13 protein-coding genes and 1 pseudogene are annotated in these 16,535 nt (G+C 60.7%); 4 read left to right on the top strand and 10 right to left on the bottom strand.

The genetic code is table 11. The features are described from left to right. Window positions 1-461: 461 nt before the first annotated feature. The 5 genes from VIH17_11555 to VIH17_11575 all read right to left on the bottom strand — a co-directional run bounded on the left by VIH17_11555 (window position 462) and on the right by VIH17_11575 (window position 4,259). Entirely contained in the window at window positions 462-1,784 is a 1,323-nt protein-coding gene (locus VIH17_11555) for a HEAT repeat domain-containing protein (protein HEY4683867.1), read from the bottom strand. Between the two features lie 210 nt (window positions 1,785-1,994). Then, the gene (locus VIH17_11560) at window positions 1,995-2,387 is read right to left on the bottom strand and encodes a response regulator (GenBank protein ID HEY4683868.1); all 393 of its coding nucleotides are present in this window, start codon (window positions 2,385-2,387) and stop codon (window positions 1,995-1,997) included. Between the two features lie 176 nt (window positions 2,388-2,563). Beyond that, entirely contained in the window at window positions 2,564-3,115 is a 552-nt protein-coding gene (locus VIH17_11565) for a periplasmic heavy metal sensor (GenBank protein HEY4683869.1), read from the bottom strand. A gap of 18 nt (window positions 3,116-3,133) precedes the next feature. Further along, window positions 3,134-3,655: a hypothetical protein gene (locus tag VIH17_11570; GenBank protein HEY4683870.1), complete on the bottom strand. Its 522-nt coding sequence runs from the start codon at window positions 3,653-3,655 to the stop codon at window positions 3,134-3,136. Then, window positions 3,645-4,259: a sigma-70 family RNA polymerase sigma factor gene (locus tag VIH17_11575; GenBank protein HEY4683871.1), complete on the bottom strand. Its 615-nt coding sequence runs from the start codon at window positions 4,257-4,259 to the stop codon at window positions 3,645-3,647. Before VIH17_11575 ends, VIH17_11570 begins: the two co-directional genes overlap by 11 nt. Before the next feature lie 244 nt (window positions 4,260-4,503). Between VIH17_11575 and VIH17_11580 the strand changes: the two genes are divergently transcribed. Beyond that, window positions 4,504-5,376 (top strand): nitrilase-related carbon-nitrogen hydrolase, encoded by an 873-nt coding sequence (locus VIH17_11580; GenBank protein ID HEY4683872.1) that lies wholly within the window; start codon window positions 4,504-4,506, stop codon window positions 5,374-5,376. Between the two features lie 36 nt (window positions 5,377-5,412). Continuing rightward, complete coding sequence (locus tag VIH17_11585; protein ID HEY4683873.1) at window positions 5,413-6,873, top strand: NCS1 family nucleobase:cation symporter-1; 1,461 nt, start codon at window positions 5,413-5,415, stop codon at window positions 6,871-6,873. Window positions 6,874-6,972: 99 nt separating this feature from the next. Here VIH17_11585 and preA read toward each other — a convergent pair whose 3' ends face one another. The 3 genes and pseudogenes from preA to VIH17_11600 all read right to left on the bottom strand — a co-directional run bounded on the left by preA (window position 6,973) and on the right by VIH17_11600 (window position 10,097). Beyond that, window positions 6,973-8,259, bottom strand: a complete 1,287-nt coding sequence (preA, locus tag VIH17_11590; GenBank protein HEY4683874.1) for an NAD-dependent dihydropyrimidine dehydrogenase subunit PreA — start codon at window positions 8,257-8,259, stop codon at window positions 6,973-6,975. Window positions 8,260-8,326: 67 nt separating this feature from the next. After that, window positions 8,327-8,743: pseudogene (locus VIH17_11595) on the bottom strand (GxxExxY protein). Next, the gene (locus tag VIH17_11600; GenBank protein ID HEY4683875.1) at window positions 8,733-10,097 is read right to left on the bottom strand and encodes an NAD(P)-dependent oxidoreductase; all 1,365 of its coding nucleotides are present in this window, start codon (window positions 10,095-10,097) and stop codon (window positions 8,733-8,735) included. Before VIH17_11600 ends, VIH17_11595 begins: the two are co-directional and overlap by 11 nt. A 329-nt stretch (window positions 10,098-10,426) precedes the next feature. Between VIH17_11600 and hydA the strand changes: the two genes are divergently transcribed. Continuing rightward, window positions 10,427-11,815, top strand: a complete 1,389-nt coding sequence (hydA, locus tag VIH17_11605) for a dihydropyrimidinase (GenBank protein ID HEY4683876.1) — start codon at window positions 10,427-10,429, stop codon at window positions 11,813-11,815. Between the two features lie 93 nt (window positions 11,816-11,908). Here the strand turns inward: hydA and VIH17_11610 are convergent, their stop codons facing one another. Together VIH17_11610 and VIH17_11615 are read right to left on the bottom strand one after the other, a co-directional pair. Beyond that, entirely contained in the window at window positions 11,909-12,394 is a 486-nt protein-coding gene (locus VIH17_11610; protein HEY4683877.1) for a cupin domain-containing protein, read from the bottom strand. Window positions 12,395-12,498: 104 nt separating this feature from the next. Then, window positions 12,499-15,360, bottom strand: coding sequence for a vitamin B12-dependent ribonucleotide reductase (locus tag VIH17_11615; GenBank protein HEY4683878.1), 2,862 nt, complete (start codon window positions 15,358-15,360; stop codon window positions 12,499-12,501). Window positions 15,361-15,846: 486 nt separating this feature from the next. Between VIH17_11615 and VIH17_11620 the strand changes: the two genes are divergently transcribed. Next, window positions 15,847-16,535, top strand: a 689-nt coding sequence (locus tag VIH17_11620) for an enoyl-CoA hydratase/isomerase family protein (GenBank protein ID HEY4683879.1), incomplete at its 3' end; no start/stop codon positions are given.

Raw genomic sequence — 16,535 nt, forward strand, 5'->3', positions numbered from 1 at the left:
GGCGCGCCGAACTTAACGCTCGTCCCAAGCGCGGAAGCCCGTGGGCTGAGCGACGCGATATCGTTCCAGTCGGTGAATTCAGACGTTCCACCCCTCTGCTTGCTTCCGCTTTCGTTCCTTGGCTATTCGTATCTCTCTCGCCTGCGGAAATCACAAGCCAGCTTGTGTAGAACCATCTCCCGGTTTGCCAGAGATGGGGGGCGTTGAGCCGAGTTTTTCGAGGATGCAGCGCCGGTTATCGGTGGCCATGCGCGAGCCCCGAACCAGTCGGGGCGAGCGTAGATCCGGTTCGAGCTGTTCGCAGCGGTCAAAAAAGGTTTCAATGAGCCGGTATTCGTCCATGGTCATGGAGTAAATAAGGTAGAGAGGGATGAGAAGGAAAAGCCCGCCGTCCCTTGCGAGTTCGGAGCTAACGTAGGACTTTGTAACAGCAAGCGGAAATTGGGCGCCGGGAGGGCCGGCTACTTTTTGACTTGCCCCAACGCGCGATACGCCCGCGTGGCCGCTACCGCCACTTCGTCCACCGGATCGCTCATCGTGGGTTTAAGCTGCTCCATCGCCTCCGGATTGCCCACGCGCTCCAAAACCAGACAGAGATAACGGCGGATATCGGGCTTTTCATTCCGCAGGAAGGGATAATAACCGGGCAGAAGTCTTGAATCGTGTCCCAATTCGACCAAATAGGCGATTCCGTGATCTCGGTAGAACGGAGAGTCGAGCGACTCCATGAGAGTTTGAAGATAGGGCATCTCCTGCCGGGCAACCAGGGCAAAGGCCAACGCCAGCGTTACGCGGCGATCTTTCTCCGCGCTGAAGCGTGTCCGGAGGAGTTGCGCGGAGCTTGCTTGCGGGAGGCGGGCGAGGCCGTCGGCAGCATACTCTCGGAGGCGGCGGTCTTTGCCGGCAAGCTTGGACTCAAAAAGCCCGGCCAAGCCCGGCTCCGGCATCAGCGACATGGCCTCGAACGCTGCTCGCCGAACGTCCTTGCCGGGGTCATCTTCGTACATCCGTCGCAGCTCCGGCAGCAGGTTTCGAGCGCCAATCAGGCCGAGTGTGCGGCTGGCTTCAGCGCGCGTCTCATCGTCGGTATCCCGCAGCAACTTGGCGATGGTCTCCCCGTTGGCCGGATCTCTCATCTTGGCAAACGCTCGCAGACACTCCGCTCGCATCCTGCGGTCTCCGACCATCATGGCGGTGCCCAACTCCGGCGCTACTTCCCGCGCTCGAAGAATGCCAAGGGCGCGGGCGGCGCGCAGGCGAACGTCCCTCTCGCGATCGGTCAGCGCGCTCTTGAGCCCCTGGGCAGCACGCTCGTCCACCTGAATCCAGGGGTTAACGGCCAGGTCTTCGACCGGGTTCGAAAAGAAATCGGTCACCCGCCGAACCAAATCAAAAGCGCTGCCGCCTTCGGGCAGCACCATGTAGAGCGCCACCAGCCCGTCCACCGCGCGCTCTCGGACACGCTTGGCAGGATCGGCAAGCCCGCTGACCAGCGCCGGAATGGCTGCTTCCGAGCGAATCTCGCCCAGCGAGTTCACCGCCGCAAAGCGGACGTCCTCATCGAGATCCGTGACCGCTTCGGCGAGTGCCGGGACGCCGGTCGGATCACCTTGTTCACCCAGGAGCTTCGCGGCTCGCTCGCGCACCTTTGGGTCTCGATCCTTTAGCTGTGCAGAAAGCCGATCCACCGCCGTCTGCCCAGCCCCGTACCGCATGGTACGGGGCGCGGCAATCATGCTCCCGAGAAAAAGCACGATGGCAAGATAACGGATTGTTCTTCGCATGGAAGCGCCCCTGTTGAGGATTTGTCAGAAGTACAGATGATGCTGTTGGCTCAAGGGTTATCTTGGAGGAACTCCGCGTAGAGGCGGGCTTCAGCCCGGCACGATGCTCAGGGCAGCCTGCGAAGGACACACGGCAGGCTTTCGGTACCCGGGTCGAACTGATCTCCCGCGACCCAGCCTTCCATGCTTCTCGAAGACCACGCACAAGCATTACGCGGCCCGGGCTTGAGACCCGGCCCCGCTGCTGGCAAATGAGCGGACGATCCGCTCGATCTCCCGCAATGCAAACGGCCGCGCAATATAATCGCGCGCTCCTTCGTCCATGGCCCGCAGGTACTCTCGCATGCTGGGAAGACGCGTCGTGACCACTACGTGGCCGACCAGTGACGGCGCCAAACGGCAAAGTTCGCACCAATCCCCATCTTCCAACATGGCGCTGCAGAAAACCACCGCGGGCGGGTCTCCCTGGGAGAGGCGCGCGCTCGCTTCGGTCAGACGCCTGGCGACTTCAACCCGGACGCCAAGGCTGTCCAGCAGATAAGCCAGTTCCCTCAAAGCATGCTCGTCGGGATCAACTATAAGGGCACGCAGCTTCGCATCCATGGCAGCCTCCCTCAGACTTGCTCTGGAGCCAGGATGCCCTAGTTTCGTCGGCTTCCTGAAGGCGCGAAAATTTTTTTGAGCTACTCTCGGGACCCAAGCTTAAACCCGCGCAGAGCCGAAAGCAATGGCAAAATCAATCCCGCTCCAAACCCTCTCCCTAAGAATGACGAGCCTTGCTATTCGTCCGGCGGGGGAGCGGGAGACTCAGGCGGCTGGGGCCGAACCGCGCCCGGGTGCCGGGGTCCGGGGCCGGGCCGCATGCCCATGCCGCGCATACGCATCTCCCGTGCCCGCATGAGCTGATGCCGCGCCTGGAGTTTCTTCCATTGTTCGACGCTCAGCACCTGCCGGATCTTGAGCAGCATCATCGCGTTGCTTTTTTCCAGTTTGTTTCGAGCGGCGAGCACGGCGTCAATCTGGCCGCTGACCTTGGCGGTGTCGGGGCGATCCGCATCCATGAGCGTTTGCAAATCCAGTTCCTTGTGTTCGAGTTCAGCTCGCAGGTCAATGAGCGACCTGCGATGCTCGAAGAACGCCGCCTCGATCTGACTGACCTGCGCCTCAGTCAGCCCGAGGTCTTTGACGACCTCCGAGTTCTTCCACCATTGGCCGTGAGGCATCGGCCCCGGACCGTGTGGCCCTCCCGGCCCGGGCGGTTCTTGCGCCCAGGCTCCACCAGCCGTCAGAAAAAATACAGTCAGCAAGACGAAGTATCCCATTATTTTCATATCCTCCTCCTAAACGATTCAGCGAGCTTGGCTCCTGTCAATTCCGCGTTCGATCTCGTCGGTCAGCAACGCAGCCGGAGCCAGCGCCATCGGAACTTCCCGGTCGAGCGCTTCCTGCACTTGGGCAAGAAGAGGGTCATCCGCCGAAGAGACCGGCGCCACTGCTGAAGGGCGCGAGGGTGGAGACCAGCGAAGCAGGATGACCGCCAGGAGCGCCACTGCCGCTGCGCTCAGCCCAAAAGCCAGGCGTCTCGAAAAGCTCCCCTCGGTTTTCCTTGCGCTCCCGGCCGCAACCCGGGCGGCAATCAGCCGCCGCTGCTCCTGCCAGAACGGCTCCGGCAGGGCCTCGGCATAGCCCAAAGTTTGCCGCGCCAGTTGCCCGGTTGCCGTCCGGAAACGCGAGAGTTCAGCGCGACATGCCGGGCACGCGCTCAGGTGCCCGACCACTTCTGCCGATTGCTCCCCGAGCAGGCATTCGATCCATTGGTCATCGGTCAGATGGCGGTCCAGAGGGCGGTTGTCGGACGATTTATTTTCCATGGGTGCCTTCCATGCTGCGACGGACGTGCCGGACAGCGCGAAACAGATGCGACTTGATCGTGCCGATCTCAATACCCATCGCCTCCCGGATTTCTTCCAGCGAGTAGTCCTCAAAAAATCGCAATGCAAAAACCGCTCTTTGCTGCGGTGAAAGCAGCTCCACCGCTCGCCTTACCCGGTCGAGCGCCTCCCGAGCCAGCAGCTGGCGCTCAGGAGAGGCCGATTCTTCCATCCCGCCCCCGGCGAACGTCGGGTTTCCGGCAACGTCATGACTGTCTCTCCGCAGCAAGCGCCGCCAGAAACCCGCCCGCCGGCTTTTCAAATGGTCGAGCGCCAGATGGATGGCGATCCGACCCAACCAGGTCTCGAGGCTCGATTCCCCGCGAAAACTTTTTAGCCGCTCATGGGCCCGCAGAAAGCAATCCTGAGTCAGCGAGGCAGCTTGGTCGGGATCGCGCACGATTTGCAGAATGATACGGAAGATGGACTTCTGGTAAGCGCAAACCACCCGCTCGAAATGCGCCCTGTCCACGCCCGTTTTTGCCGAAGCGCTGCCTGCCGCGATCGCCGCTTCCCGCTCTAGCCGAGCCGTCAACTCTGCCATCACCTCGATTGGACGAAATTGCGCGCTGCCGGTTTACGCACGCCAGAAAACCTTCCCCGAGCCAGTCCCTCCTGCCGGCAATTGCAGGGGGCGCCGACGATTGGTATTATCGTGTTCACCCTATTCGCGGGGCCGGCCCACGGAAATTATAAGGCACGAAAGCCAGGCGGTCGCTGCCCGGCTGTGCTCGGCCAGCGTGCGATCGTCAAGACAGGATTCCCGGCTCCGCCGACCGGAGGCAACCATGGCTCGCCCAATACGCTGCGGCATCATCCAGGCATCCTGCGATCTCCACGCGGATCGCCACTCGCTCGAGAAAATCAAGAAACAGATGATCGAGAAGCACGTCGCACTTGTCCGCGAGGCGGCGAAAAAAGGGGTGCAGATCCTCGGCCTGCAAGAGCTTTTCTACGGCCCCTATTTTTGCGCCGAGCAGCAGGCGCGCTGGTATGAGCTCACCGAGCGCGTGCCCGGCGGGCCGACGCTTGCCCTGATGCAGAAACTCTCGAAGCAGCATCGCATGGCGATGATCGTGCCCGTCTATGAGCAGGAGATGTCCGGGGTGTTTTACAACACCGCTGCCGTCTTCGATGCCGACGGCGACTATCTTGGAAAATATCGCAAGCACCACATCCCCCATTGCCATCCCGGCTTCTGGGAGAAATTCTATTTTCGTCCGGGAAACCTCGGGTATCCGGTCTTTGAGACGCGGTTTGCGAAGGTCGGTGTTTATATTTGCTACGACCGGCATTTTCCCGAGGGGGCGCGCATCCTCGGGCTGAACGGCGCCGAAATCGTCTTCAACCCCTCGGCCACCGTCGCCGGCCTTTCTGAATATCTCTGGGAACTCGAGCAGCCCGCTCACGCGGTGGCCAACGGCTACTTCATTGCCGCCATCAATCGCGTGGGGCATGAGAAGCCGTGGGACATCGGCGAGTTTTACGGCAAAAGCTACTTCTGCAACCCGCGCGGCAAAATTATTGCCCAGGGCAGCCGCAACAAGACCGAATTGATTGTGGCCGACTTGAACCTGGAAGAGATCCAGGAGGTCCGCACCGTCTGGCAGTTTTATCGCGACCGGAGACCGGAAACCTACGATCCGATCGCGCAGGCCTAAGGGACTTCGCCGCCGGGAGTCGCCACCGAAACCGCAATGAGTGCTGAGCCACAGCCGGCTTCTCCGTTACGGAACCCTGCAGGCTTCTCACGCGAAACGCTCGAAAGCACCCTCTACAACGCTGATCTTGCTCCGACGGGCCCTGATCGCCGCACCTGGGGCACCTACAACTTCGCTGCCCTCTGGGTCACGATGTCCATCTGCATTCCGACTTATATGCTGGCGAGCGCCATGATTGTCGGCGGGATGAACTGGCGCCAGGCGCTCTTCACCATTTTTCTCGGCAACGTGATTGTCCTCATCCCGATGCTCCTGAATGCTCACGCGGGCGCCAAGTACGGCATTCCTTTCCCGGTTTTTGCGCGGGCGTCGTTCGGCGTGCTGGGGGCAAATCTGCCGGCGATTTTGCGCGCGCTGGTGGCCTGCGGCTGGTTCGGTATCCAGACCTGGATTGGCGGCAAGGCCATCTACGCCATGCTCGGCGCGCTCATCCCTTCCTGGCGCCAATTTGACGGCGGAGTCTGGCTCTGCTTCGCTGCTTTCTGGCTTTTGAACCTGGTGGTCATCCTCCGCGGCGTTGAGATGATCAAGGTTCTGCAGGGAATCAGCGCTCCCTTCCTGCTGGCCATCGGGTTGGCGCTACTGCTTTGGGCGGGCCGCCATGCCGGCGGGTTTGGCCCCATGCTGACCGCGCCGTCGAAGTTTCAGACGTTCGGCGAATTTTCCCGCTTTTTCATCCCCTCGCTGACGGGCGTGGTCGGCTTCTGGGCAACCGTGGCGCTCAACATCCCTGATTTCACGCGGTACGCTCGCGGCCAGCGCGCGCAGATGGTCGGCCAGGCGCTGGGCCTGCCCGCCACGATGACCTTCTATTCTTTTATCGGCATTGCGGTGACCAGCGCGACGACCATTATCTACGGCCAGGCCATCTGGGATCCGGTCGAGGTGATGACCCGCTTCAGGAACCCTCTCGCCGTCATCGTGGCCACGTTGGCACTGCTGATCGCCACCCTGAACGTCAACGTGAGTGCCAACGTCGTCTCGCCGGCAAACGATTTTTCCAACCTCGCCCCGCGGCACATCAGCTTCAAGCGAGGCGGCGTCATCACTTGCCTGATCGGCCTGATGATGATGCCGTGGAAGCTGATCGAGAATTACGGTAACTATATTTTCGGCTGGCTGGTTGGCTACTCGGGATTTTTGGGTCCCATCGCGGGCGTACTGATTTGCGACTATTTCATTGTCCGCCGCCGGACCCTCGCCGTCGAGGAGCTTTACCGCCGCGGAGGCGAATACGAGTACGGCCGGGGAGTGAACTGGCCGGCGGTGGCGGCGCTGCTGGCTGGCGCGGCGGTAGCCTTCATCGGATTACTCTATCGCCCCCTGCGGTTGCTTTACGATTATGCCTGGTTTGTGGGGTTCGGGATCGCGGCCATTACTTATATGGGCTTGATGCTTGCCCGTCCGGCGGAGCCAGCGATCGAAGAGGACGCCTAGAATTGACGTCTTGAGAGAAAAGCCCCACCTGGATATCGGCCCCAACCTTGAAACCGAAAACCAGAAACCTGACACCTGTCACCTCAAACCCCTCGACTCCTAGTCACCTGGGGGCACATCGCAATCCGCCCGTGCGGTTGGGCCGCTGCCCAGCTTGTGCATTTGATTCCAGGACATGACCGGCTTGCCGGTATCCACTTCCTTCATGGTAATGCAATCCACCACCGGGCAGACCAGCGCGCAGAGGTTGCAGCCCACACATTCGTCCTCAAGAATGATAGGGACGCGGTTGCCATCGCCTTTCGGCAGCTCAATGCACTGGTGGGCGCCGTCTTCGCAAGCGACATAGCAAAGTTGGCAGCCAATGCATTTCTCGGCATGGATCTCGGCAATGATCTTGTAGTTGAGGTCCAATTCTCCCCACTCCACCACATTCGGCAGGGCGAGCCCCCGCAAGTCAGCGATGCGCTCAAAGCCTTTTTCAGCCATGTAGCCGGTAAGACCGTCGAGCATGTCCTCGACGATGCGAAAGCCGTAGTGCATGACGGCGGTGCAAACCTGCACGGTGGTGGCGCCGAGCGCGATGAATTCGGCCGCATCCCGCCAGTTGGCGATGCCGCCGATTCCGCTGATGGGGATCTTCACCTTCTTCGCCACCTGCGAGAGCAGGTGCAGGGCAATCGGCTTCACCGCCGGGCCGCAAAAGCCCCCGTGGCTTGATTTCCCGCGCACCGTCGGCCGTGGAGCAAAGCTGTCCAGGTCCACGCCCATGATGGAATTGATCGTGTTGATGAGAGAGAGGCCATCGGCGCCACCCTGCTCGGCAGCAACCGCAATGCGAGTCACGTCCGTCACGTTCGGCGTCAGCTTGACGATAACCGGCGTGCGAGCAACTTCTTTTACCCAGGCGGTGATCATTTTCGTGTATTGGGGGACCTGGCCAACCGCAGCCCCCATGCCCCGTTCGCTCATGCCATGCGGGCAGCCGAAATTCAGCTCAAGCCCGTCGCAGCCCGTATCTTCCGTCCGCTTGACCCACTCGTGCCACGATGCGCGCTTCGATTCCACCATCAACGAGACGACGACGGCATGCTTCGGGTAACGCTTCTTGACCTCGCGAATCTCGCGCAGGTTATCTTCGATGGGGCGGTCGGTGATCAGTTCGATGTTGTTGAAGCCCATCATGCGGACGCCGTTCAGGTCAATGCCGCCGTAACGCGACGTGGTATTGATGATGGGGTCACCAATCGTCTTCCAAACGGCGCCGCCCCAGCCGGCATCAAATGCCCGCATCACCTGCTCGCCGGTATTGGCCGGCGGTCCGGAAGCAAGCCAGAAGGGATTCGGACTGCGAATTCCAGCCAGATTCACACTCAAGTCAACCATGACACACCTCGATGGGAACCACAGATAAACACAGATGAACACTGATGAACACAGAGAAAACTCACCATCAGCAGACAAACCTCCTGTACTGCAATTTGGGGCGACCGAAATCAAGCAAAAGGCCAACCCGCAATCGGGTCGCGCGCAAATAGTTCATGATCTGCGCTTCGTGGTTCGGTTCCAACATGGCGCAGGCCTTCAACTCGAGCAAAACTCTAACTTCGACAACCAAGTCGGCAGCCTAGTCTCCCACCACGGCGTCTTTGTAACGCACCTGTAACGGCAGTTGCTGCCGGCAAGCAATTCCTTTGGCCCGCAATTCGAGCGCAAGGGCGTTCTCGTAGACCTTCTCCAGGAAGCCTGCACCCAACGCGTTGCGGACAGCAAATGCAGCTTCCAGAATCTTATGGGTCAACTCTTGCTCTGGATAAACCTCCAAAGCCTCGTGTCCCTTTGCGGTCTTTGCGTCATTATCAAACTTCATCTGTGTTCATCTGTGGTTTCAAAAACTCATAAATGCCCCGGGCGGCGCGCATGCCCTCGGCCACTGCATCCACCACTTCCTTGCCGCCGTTCACGCAGTCGCCGCCGGCAAAATAGCGGGGATTGGTCGTCTGGCCGGATTCGTTCACCCTCACCAGGTCGCCCTCCAGCTCCACCCGGGGCAAGCTCTTCAAGAGCTCGAACACCGGCTGCTGCCCGATGGCGCCCACGACCATGTCCACCTCCAGCACAAATTCTGAGCCGGCGATGGGTTCCGGCCGGCGGCGTCCTGAAGCATCGGGTTCGCCCAGTTTCATGCGCACGCATTCCAGGCCTTCTACGACACTACGCCCGAGGATGCGCACCGGCGCCGTTTGCCAGAGAAAGTTCACGCCATCCTTTTTCGCCAGCTCAAACTCATACTTGAAGGCCGGCATTTCACGCTCGCTGCGGCGGTAGAGGATATAGACCGGCTCGGCGCCGAGCCGGGCGGCAGCCGTGGCGGCATCAATCGCCGTATTGCCCGCGCCGATGACCGCCACTCGATGCCCGACATCAATGTGGTGGAACGCCTCGACCTTGGTGCGCTCGATAAATTCCATGGCGGCGTAAACGCCCTCGAGGTTTTCGCCCGGAATCTTCAAATCCCAGGTCTCCCCCAGGCCGACACCCACGAAGATGGCATCAAACTGTTTTTCGAGTTCCCGAAGCGAAATATCCTTGCTGACCCGCACGCCTTGCTGGAATTCGACGCCCAGGTCTTCCACCAGCTTGACCTCCCGCAGGCTATCCGGGGCGCGCGTCTTGTAAGCAGCAATGCCGTAGGTATTGAGGCCGCCCGGGAGCGGGTTCTTGTCAAAGATCGTAACCCGGTAACCCCACTTCGCCAGTTCAGCGGCGCAGGCGAGCGAGGCCGGGCCCGAGCCGATGCAGGCCACTCGCCGGCCATTCGGCTTGCCGGCCTCGAACATCCGAATATTTCTATCGAGGACGTAGTCCACCGCGTAGCGTTGCAATCGCCCAATCTGGATCGGCATCTCGCCTCGGGCATGCATCACGCAAGCGCCCTCGCAAAGGACCTCCGTCGGGCAAACCCGGCCGCAACTGTGCCCCAGGATATTGGCCGTGAGGATGACTCGCGCCGATCCTTTCAAATTGCCCGTCGAAATCTTCTTGATGAAGGCCGGGACGTCAATACGGGTCGGACAGGCGGCGATGCAGGGCGCGTCAAAGCAAAAAAGGCAGCGAGACGCTTCGACCAGCGCCTGCTGACGGCTAAGCGGCGGCGAGATATCGGCGAATTTGCGCTCGTACTCTTCCGGCGCGAGTTTCGGAGCTATCTTGCGCAACGCCATGAGAAAAAGACCTCCCCCACTTGGGCGTTCAGGGATTCCGGTCCTGAGCGGTTCGGGCGCGCGGCCCGCCTAGGCGGGCTCTTTCGCATGGGCCGATTCTCCAAATTGTAGCACCCTGCGTGTACCCCAATACAACCAATTCCGCTTAAGATCGCACTGGAATTGACTTTCCCCATACGCAGCCCTAAGATGAACCCGCTTTTTCCTCCCGAAGCCTCGGGACGAAGCCTCGGGCCGCCACGCTCATCCGATGTTTTTCCCCTTTGACCCGGTGGCAGGCGTCCCGACGTATCGGGACTCGGTGCCAGACCGGAGAGAGGAAGGTCGCCATGAAATTCGACACGCTCATCCGCAACGGCGAGGTGGTCACCGCCTCCGACCGCTTTACCGGGGACGTGGGCATCGTGGCCGAAAAAATCGTTGCCCTCGGAACCACTTTGCCCGCCGAGAACGCCGGAAGAGTCATCGACGCCAAGGGGAAATACGTCATCCCCGGCGGCATTGATGTTCACACTCACCTCGACATGCCCTTTGGGGGAACCACGAGCGCGGATGACTTTGAGAGCGGAACCATCGCCGCCGCCTTTGGCGGCACCACCTCGCTGATTGATTTCGCCATCCAATACAAGGGGCAGACCCTCCGCACCGCCTTTGATACGTGGATGAAAAAAGCCGAAGCCAAAGCAGCCATTGACTACGCTTTCCATTGCATCCTGACCGACCTGCCCGACGCGCGCCTCGAGGAGATGAACGCGCTGGTGCGCGAGGGGGTGACGAGCTTCAAGCTGTTCATGGCCTACCCCGGCGTCTTCATGGTCGAAGACGCTCTGATTTTCAAAGCCATGTCGCAGACCGCGCAGAACGGCGGGCTGATCTGCATGCATGCCGAAAATGGCGGCGCGATTGACGTCATCGTTCGCCGGGCGCTGGCCGAAGGAAAAACCGCGCCCAAATATCACGCGCTTACCCGCCCGACAACCGCCGAAGCCGAAGCGACCGCCCGCGCCATTGCGCTCGCGGAGATGGCCGGGGCGGCGGTTTATATCGTCCACCTATCGTGCAACGACGCGCTCGAAAAAGTGCGCGAGGCGCGCGACCGCGGAATCCCGGCCTACGCGGAAACCTGCCCGCAATATCTCTATCTCGACGATTCGCTCTACGACCGGCCGGGGTTTGAAGGGGCCAAGTGGGTCATGACGCCGCCGCTGCGGCCCAAGTGGCATCAGGAGAAGCTATGGGAGGGTTTGCGCCGGGACGACTTGCAAGTTGTCTCGACCGACCATTGCCCGTTTTGCTTCAAGGAGCAAAAAGAAATGGGCGTCGGCGACTTCACCAAAATTCCGAACGGCGCGCCGGGCATCGAAACCCGGCTCATGCTGCTCCATGAAGGCGTGCGCAAGGGCCGCATCACGCTCAACCGCTTTGTGCAACTGGTCTCGACCGCTCCGGCCAAGATGTTTGGCCTCTATCCACGGAAAGGAACGATCGCCGTCGGCTCGGATGCCGACATCGTCATCTTTGACCCCAACAAGGAAGTTGTCCTGAGCGCCAAAACGCACCACATGAAGGTGGACTACAACCCCTTCGAAGGCACGCGCATCGTTGGTGCGCCGTCAGCGGTGCTCGTCCGCGGCAAGCCGGTGATCGAGGGTGACAAATTCGTAGGGCGGGTCGGTTCCGGACAATTCCTCAAGCGCGAGACCTTCGTGGCGCAGTAGTGCCACCTGATAAACGTGAGCGGAGGGTGGGCCACAGGCCGCGCCCCTCTGCCAGCTCGGCGCTGTTCTTATACTCGTCGTGGTGAGAATCAATCAGGCCGGAGGCAGTTTGATCTCAATGCCGTATTTGGGAGCGACGGCCACGAGTTTTTCGATGTCAGCGGGCGTTACGGGAGCCGGGCCGGCAGACTTGTCCTTCAGTGGATGACCAACTTCCTCAAAAAACTTCTCGAGTCCGGCAGGGGCCACATGAACCAGCATCCTTGCCGTGGTTGAGCTGACATTCTTGAAACAGTGCAAACTGTTTTTGGGAAGATGGAGAAAGCTTCCAGGGCCCGCCTTGACAGTGCGGCGGTTGACCATGAACTCAAGCTCTCCCTCGAGAACGTAGAACGCTTCATCCTCGCGCCGGTGGATGTGCGGTGGCGGACCGCCCTGTGGGGGAATGACCACTTCGATCAAGGCATAGGCTCCACCGGTCTCTTCGCCCACCATCAGGAAAGTGTAAATGTCTCCGACTAGCGAGACGGTTTTGCCACTGCCGGGCGGCACGAGCTTAAACTCCTGGTCCTCATTCATAGTCGTCACCTCACGAGAATGAAACCAAGAAAGCTTCAGGCCAATTTAGACAAGTCAGGCATCGAGCATGCCTGTGCCTGGCCCACGTAACAAAGATTTGGATATCAAGAGCAGCCTGAGGTACTTCCGCAATTCTCGCACTTATAGCAGTTGCCGTTGCGGAACATGAGGGAGCCGCAATCGGCACAGGTGGGAGCGTCTTCGACCGCGGCGACGGGTTGCGGCGTAGAAGGCGCGCCCACCTGTGTCCCGCTAGGCGGGGTGATTCGGCCCGTTGCAGGCCGTTTGGTCTCCCCTATGTGAGGTGGGGTGCTTGCGGAGATGGAACTTTCGATCTCGCCCTGGCGATATTCCGGGCTGATGAACTTCGAGCCAAGCCACCGGAAGATGTAGTCCATGATGGACTTGGCATAAGGAATCTCCGGATTGCCTGTCCAGCCGGAGGGCTCAAAGCGCATGTGGGCAAACTTTTCAGCAAAAACGCGGAGCGGAACGCCGTACTGCAACGAAATGGAAATGGCCGTGGCGAAGGCGTCCATGATGCCGGAGAGCGTCGAGCCTTCCTTGGCCATGGTGATGAAGATCTCCCCCGGAGTGCCGTCCTCGTAAAGCCCGACCGTGATGTAACCGTCGTGGCCGCCGACCGAGAATTTGTGGGTGATAGCTTGGCGCTCGGTGGGCAGCTTGCGACGCTGGAGCGTCCGCCGCGCGCCGGGAAAGAGTTCCGGCTGGTCGGGGAGTTCCGCTTTCCCTTTTTCCTCAGGCTTGGCCATGACTTTTTCTTTCTGCTTCCCGGCGTCGGCGGTGTTGAGGGGTTGGGCGCGCTTGGAGCTGTCGCGGTAGATGGCGATGGCTTTGAGCCCCTGCTTCCAGCCATCCACGTAAGCTTGCATTATATCCTCAACCGTAGATTCAGCCGGGAGATTGACGGTTTTCGAAATGGCGCCGGAAAGGAATGGCTGCACGGCTGACATCATCTTGACGTGCCCGGAAGGCGAGATGGAACGGCTGCCGGTCGAAGGCTTCAGCGAGCAATCAAAGACCGGCAGATGTTCTGCTTGAAGGTGCGGCGCGCCTTCGATGGTTCCTTGCTTGTCGATGTAGTCCACAATGTCGCTCACCTGGGCAGGTGAATAGCCCAGGCGAACGAGCGCGGTGGGTACCGTCTGGTTGACGATCTTGATGACCCCGCCGCCCACCAGCTTCTTGAATTTCACGAGCGCCAAGTCAGGCTCGACGCCGGTCGTGTCGCAATCCATCATGAAGCCGATGGTGCCGGTCGGAGCGAGCACGGTGACTTGCGCGTTGCGGTAGCCGTGCGTGCGACCTTCCTCGAGCGCTTCGTCCCAGGACTTTCTCGCCGCCGCCAGCAGAGGCATCAAGGCGGCCTGCACGCGGTTGGCCGCCAGGGACCTGGCTTTCTCATTCTGCATTTCACGAGTGGCGATCTTGTGCGCCGCCTCCCGGTGCATGCCGATGACGTCAAGCATGGGCTCGCGGTTGCGCTCGTAGCCGGGGAAGGGGCCGGTGGCCTGGGCGATGCGGGCGCTCTGGAGGTAGGCTTCGCCGGTCATCAGGGCGGTGATGGCGGCCGCGATTTCCCGGCCGGCGCCGGAATCATAGGGCAAGGCGAGAGACATCAGCAGCGCGCCCAGGTTGGCGTAGCCAAGTCCGAGCGGGCGGTAATCGTGGCTGTTCTGGGCGATTTTGGGCGTGGGATAGCTGGCGTTGTCCACGATGATTTCCTGCGCCAGGAGGGAAACGTCCACCGCGTGACGAAACGCTTCCGTATCGAACTGCCCGCCCGGGGAGAGAAACTTCAACAGGTTGAGCGAGGCCAGGTTGCAGGCGGTGTCGTCCAGGAACATGTACTCGGAGCAGGGATTGGAGGCGTTGATGCGAGCGGTGTTCTTCGAGGTATGCCACCGGTTGATGGTGGTATCGAACTGCATGCCCGGGTCACCACACTGATAAGTGGACTCGGCAATCTTGCGGAGCAAGTCGCGGGCGCGATACTTGTGGAGCGGCTCGCCAGTGGTGACCCGCCGGGTCCACCATTCGCCGTCTTTCTCCGCCGCTTGCATGAATTCATCGGTGACGCGGACGGAGTGATTGGCGTTCTGGTAGAAGATGGAGCTGTAAGCTTCGCCATCGATGGAACTGTCGTAGCCGATCGCAGCCAGTTGCCATGCTTTGCGCTCCTCACGCGCCTTGCAATCAATGAACTGGACGATGTCCGGGTGCTCGATGTTCAGGATCACCATCTTGGCCGCCCGGCGCGTCTTGCCGCCCGACTTGATGACGCCCGCGAAGGCGTCAAAACCCCGCATGAAGCTGACCGGGCCGGAAGCAATCCCTCCGCCGGAGAGGCCCTCGAAACTCGAACGCAACGCCGAAAAATTCGTCCCCGTGCCGGAACCCCACTTGAAGAGCATCCCCTCGGTCTTGGTGAGATCCATGATCGAGCTCATGGAGTCGTCAATCGAGTTGATGAAGCAGGCCGAACACTGCGGTTTGGGCTGCACTCCCAGGTTGAACCAGACCGGTGAATTGAAGGAGAGCTTCTGCTGCACCAGGAGGTGAGTCAGCTCATCGCGGAAGGCGTCGCGGTCCTCGTGGGTGGCGAAGTAGTTGCCCGGCTCGCCCCAGCGCACCAGGGCATTCACCACCCGGCTGATCAATTGGCGCACGGAGGTCTCGCGCTGGGCGCTGCCGAGCTTCCCATGAAAATATTTCGACGCCACGATGTTAGTTGCCGTTTGCGACCAGTTCTTCGGCGTCTCGACATCGTCTTGGCGGAAAATCACCTCGCCTTTGTCGTTCGAGATGGAGGCGGAACGCCGTTCCCATTCGACTTCATCGAAAGGAGAAACCCTGCTGTTGGTGAAAAGACGTGGGACGCTCAAGCCCTTGGCGCGCTGAGCTTGTTTGCGACCGCCATTCACGACTGTGTGGCGCCCATTCATTCCGCCCCTCCTGCCCATTGCCTGTTGTGCGCTGTCTTGGACCTACCTGCGAGAAAAGCACTGCCCGGCTTGCCCGCATTCGGGTGCGCGGGGCGGAGACGGTCCGGAAAGAAGAAGGGAAACTCCTGCCCCAAACCCATCTGCGGCGACAGGCCGCTTCGCCGTGGGCCTTAACCTTCCAGAGCTGTTAGATTCCGTTCAGGTAGATTGCTGGCCCAGGTGATAACCACGGAAGCTGGAGGTTCTTCCGCGCGCCACCCGCCCGCCTACTCTCCCGTTCATTCGCGCAATGCCGACCGCATTATAGGGACGCGTCCTCACTTGTCAAGAAAATTATACAACAGGTTGTGGAAGAAGCAAAGACCTTGGCCATTCGTTGTGTGGGGCTCAGCAACGCTTCCGGCGCCTCGAACCGGCTGGTCGCCTCCCGCTCGAGCCTCAGGTGTACAATCGGCTGGACTCCACACTGGATCGACGAGGCGAGCGATGAACTATCAAAACTTGCAAGCGGAAACCAGCGATGGCGTGGCCACGCTGCGTTTGAATCGGCCGGAAGTGTTGAACGCGCTCAACGTGCCAACCGCCCTCGAGCTGGTACAGGCGCTCGAGGCGCTGCGCCGGGATAAAAGCATCAAGCTGCTGGTGGTCACCGGCGCCGGGCGAGCCTTCTGCGCGGGCGGGGACATCGGCGAAATGCAGGCAAGCGCCAGGAGATTCTTCCGTGTTGGTCTTTCGAGCCTGCATCGGGCGATTGCGTTGCTTGGCCATTTTCCTCAGCCGACGATCGGCGCCATCCGCGGGCCGGCGGTCGGTGCCGGAATGAATCTGGCGCTGGCTTGCGACCTTCGCATCGCCAGCGACACCCTCAAATTCCAGCAAGCGTTCGTGCACGTCGGCCTCACTCCGGACTGCGGTGGAACCTACTGGTTGCCGCGGCTGGTTGGTTCGGCCCGCGCGGCTGAATTCGTGCTCACCGGGCGGGACGTGCTGGCAACCGAGGCGCTCTCGCTGGGGTTGGTCAATCAGGTTGTCCCCGATGCCGAACTGGACGCCGTTGCCATGGCTGCTGCCCGCAAACTGGCGGCACTCCCCCGAGAACTCCTTGCCCGGCAGAAGCGCCTGTTGCTTGCCGGACAGAAAAACAATCTGGCAGTGCAGTTGCGCGCCGAGAAGGC

This window comes from Candidatus Acidiferrales bacterium (genome assembly GCA_036514995.1).
Classification (GTDB): Bacteria; Acidobacteriota; Terriglobia; order Acidiferrales; family DATBWB01; genus DATBWB01.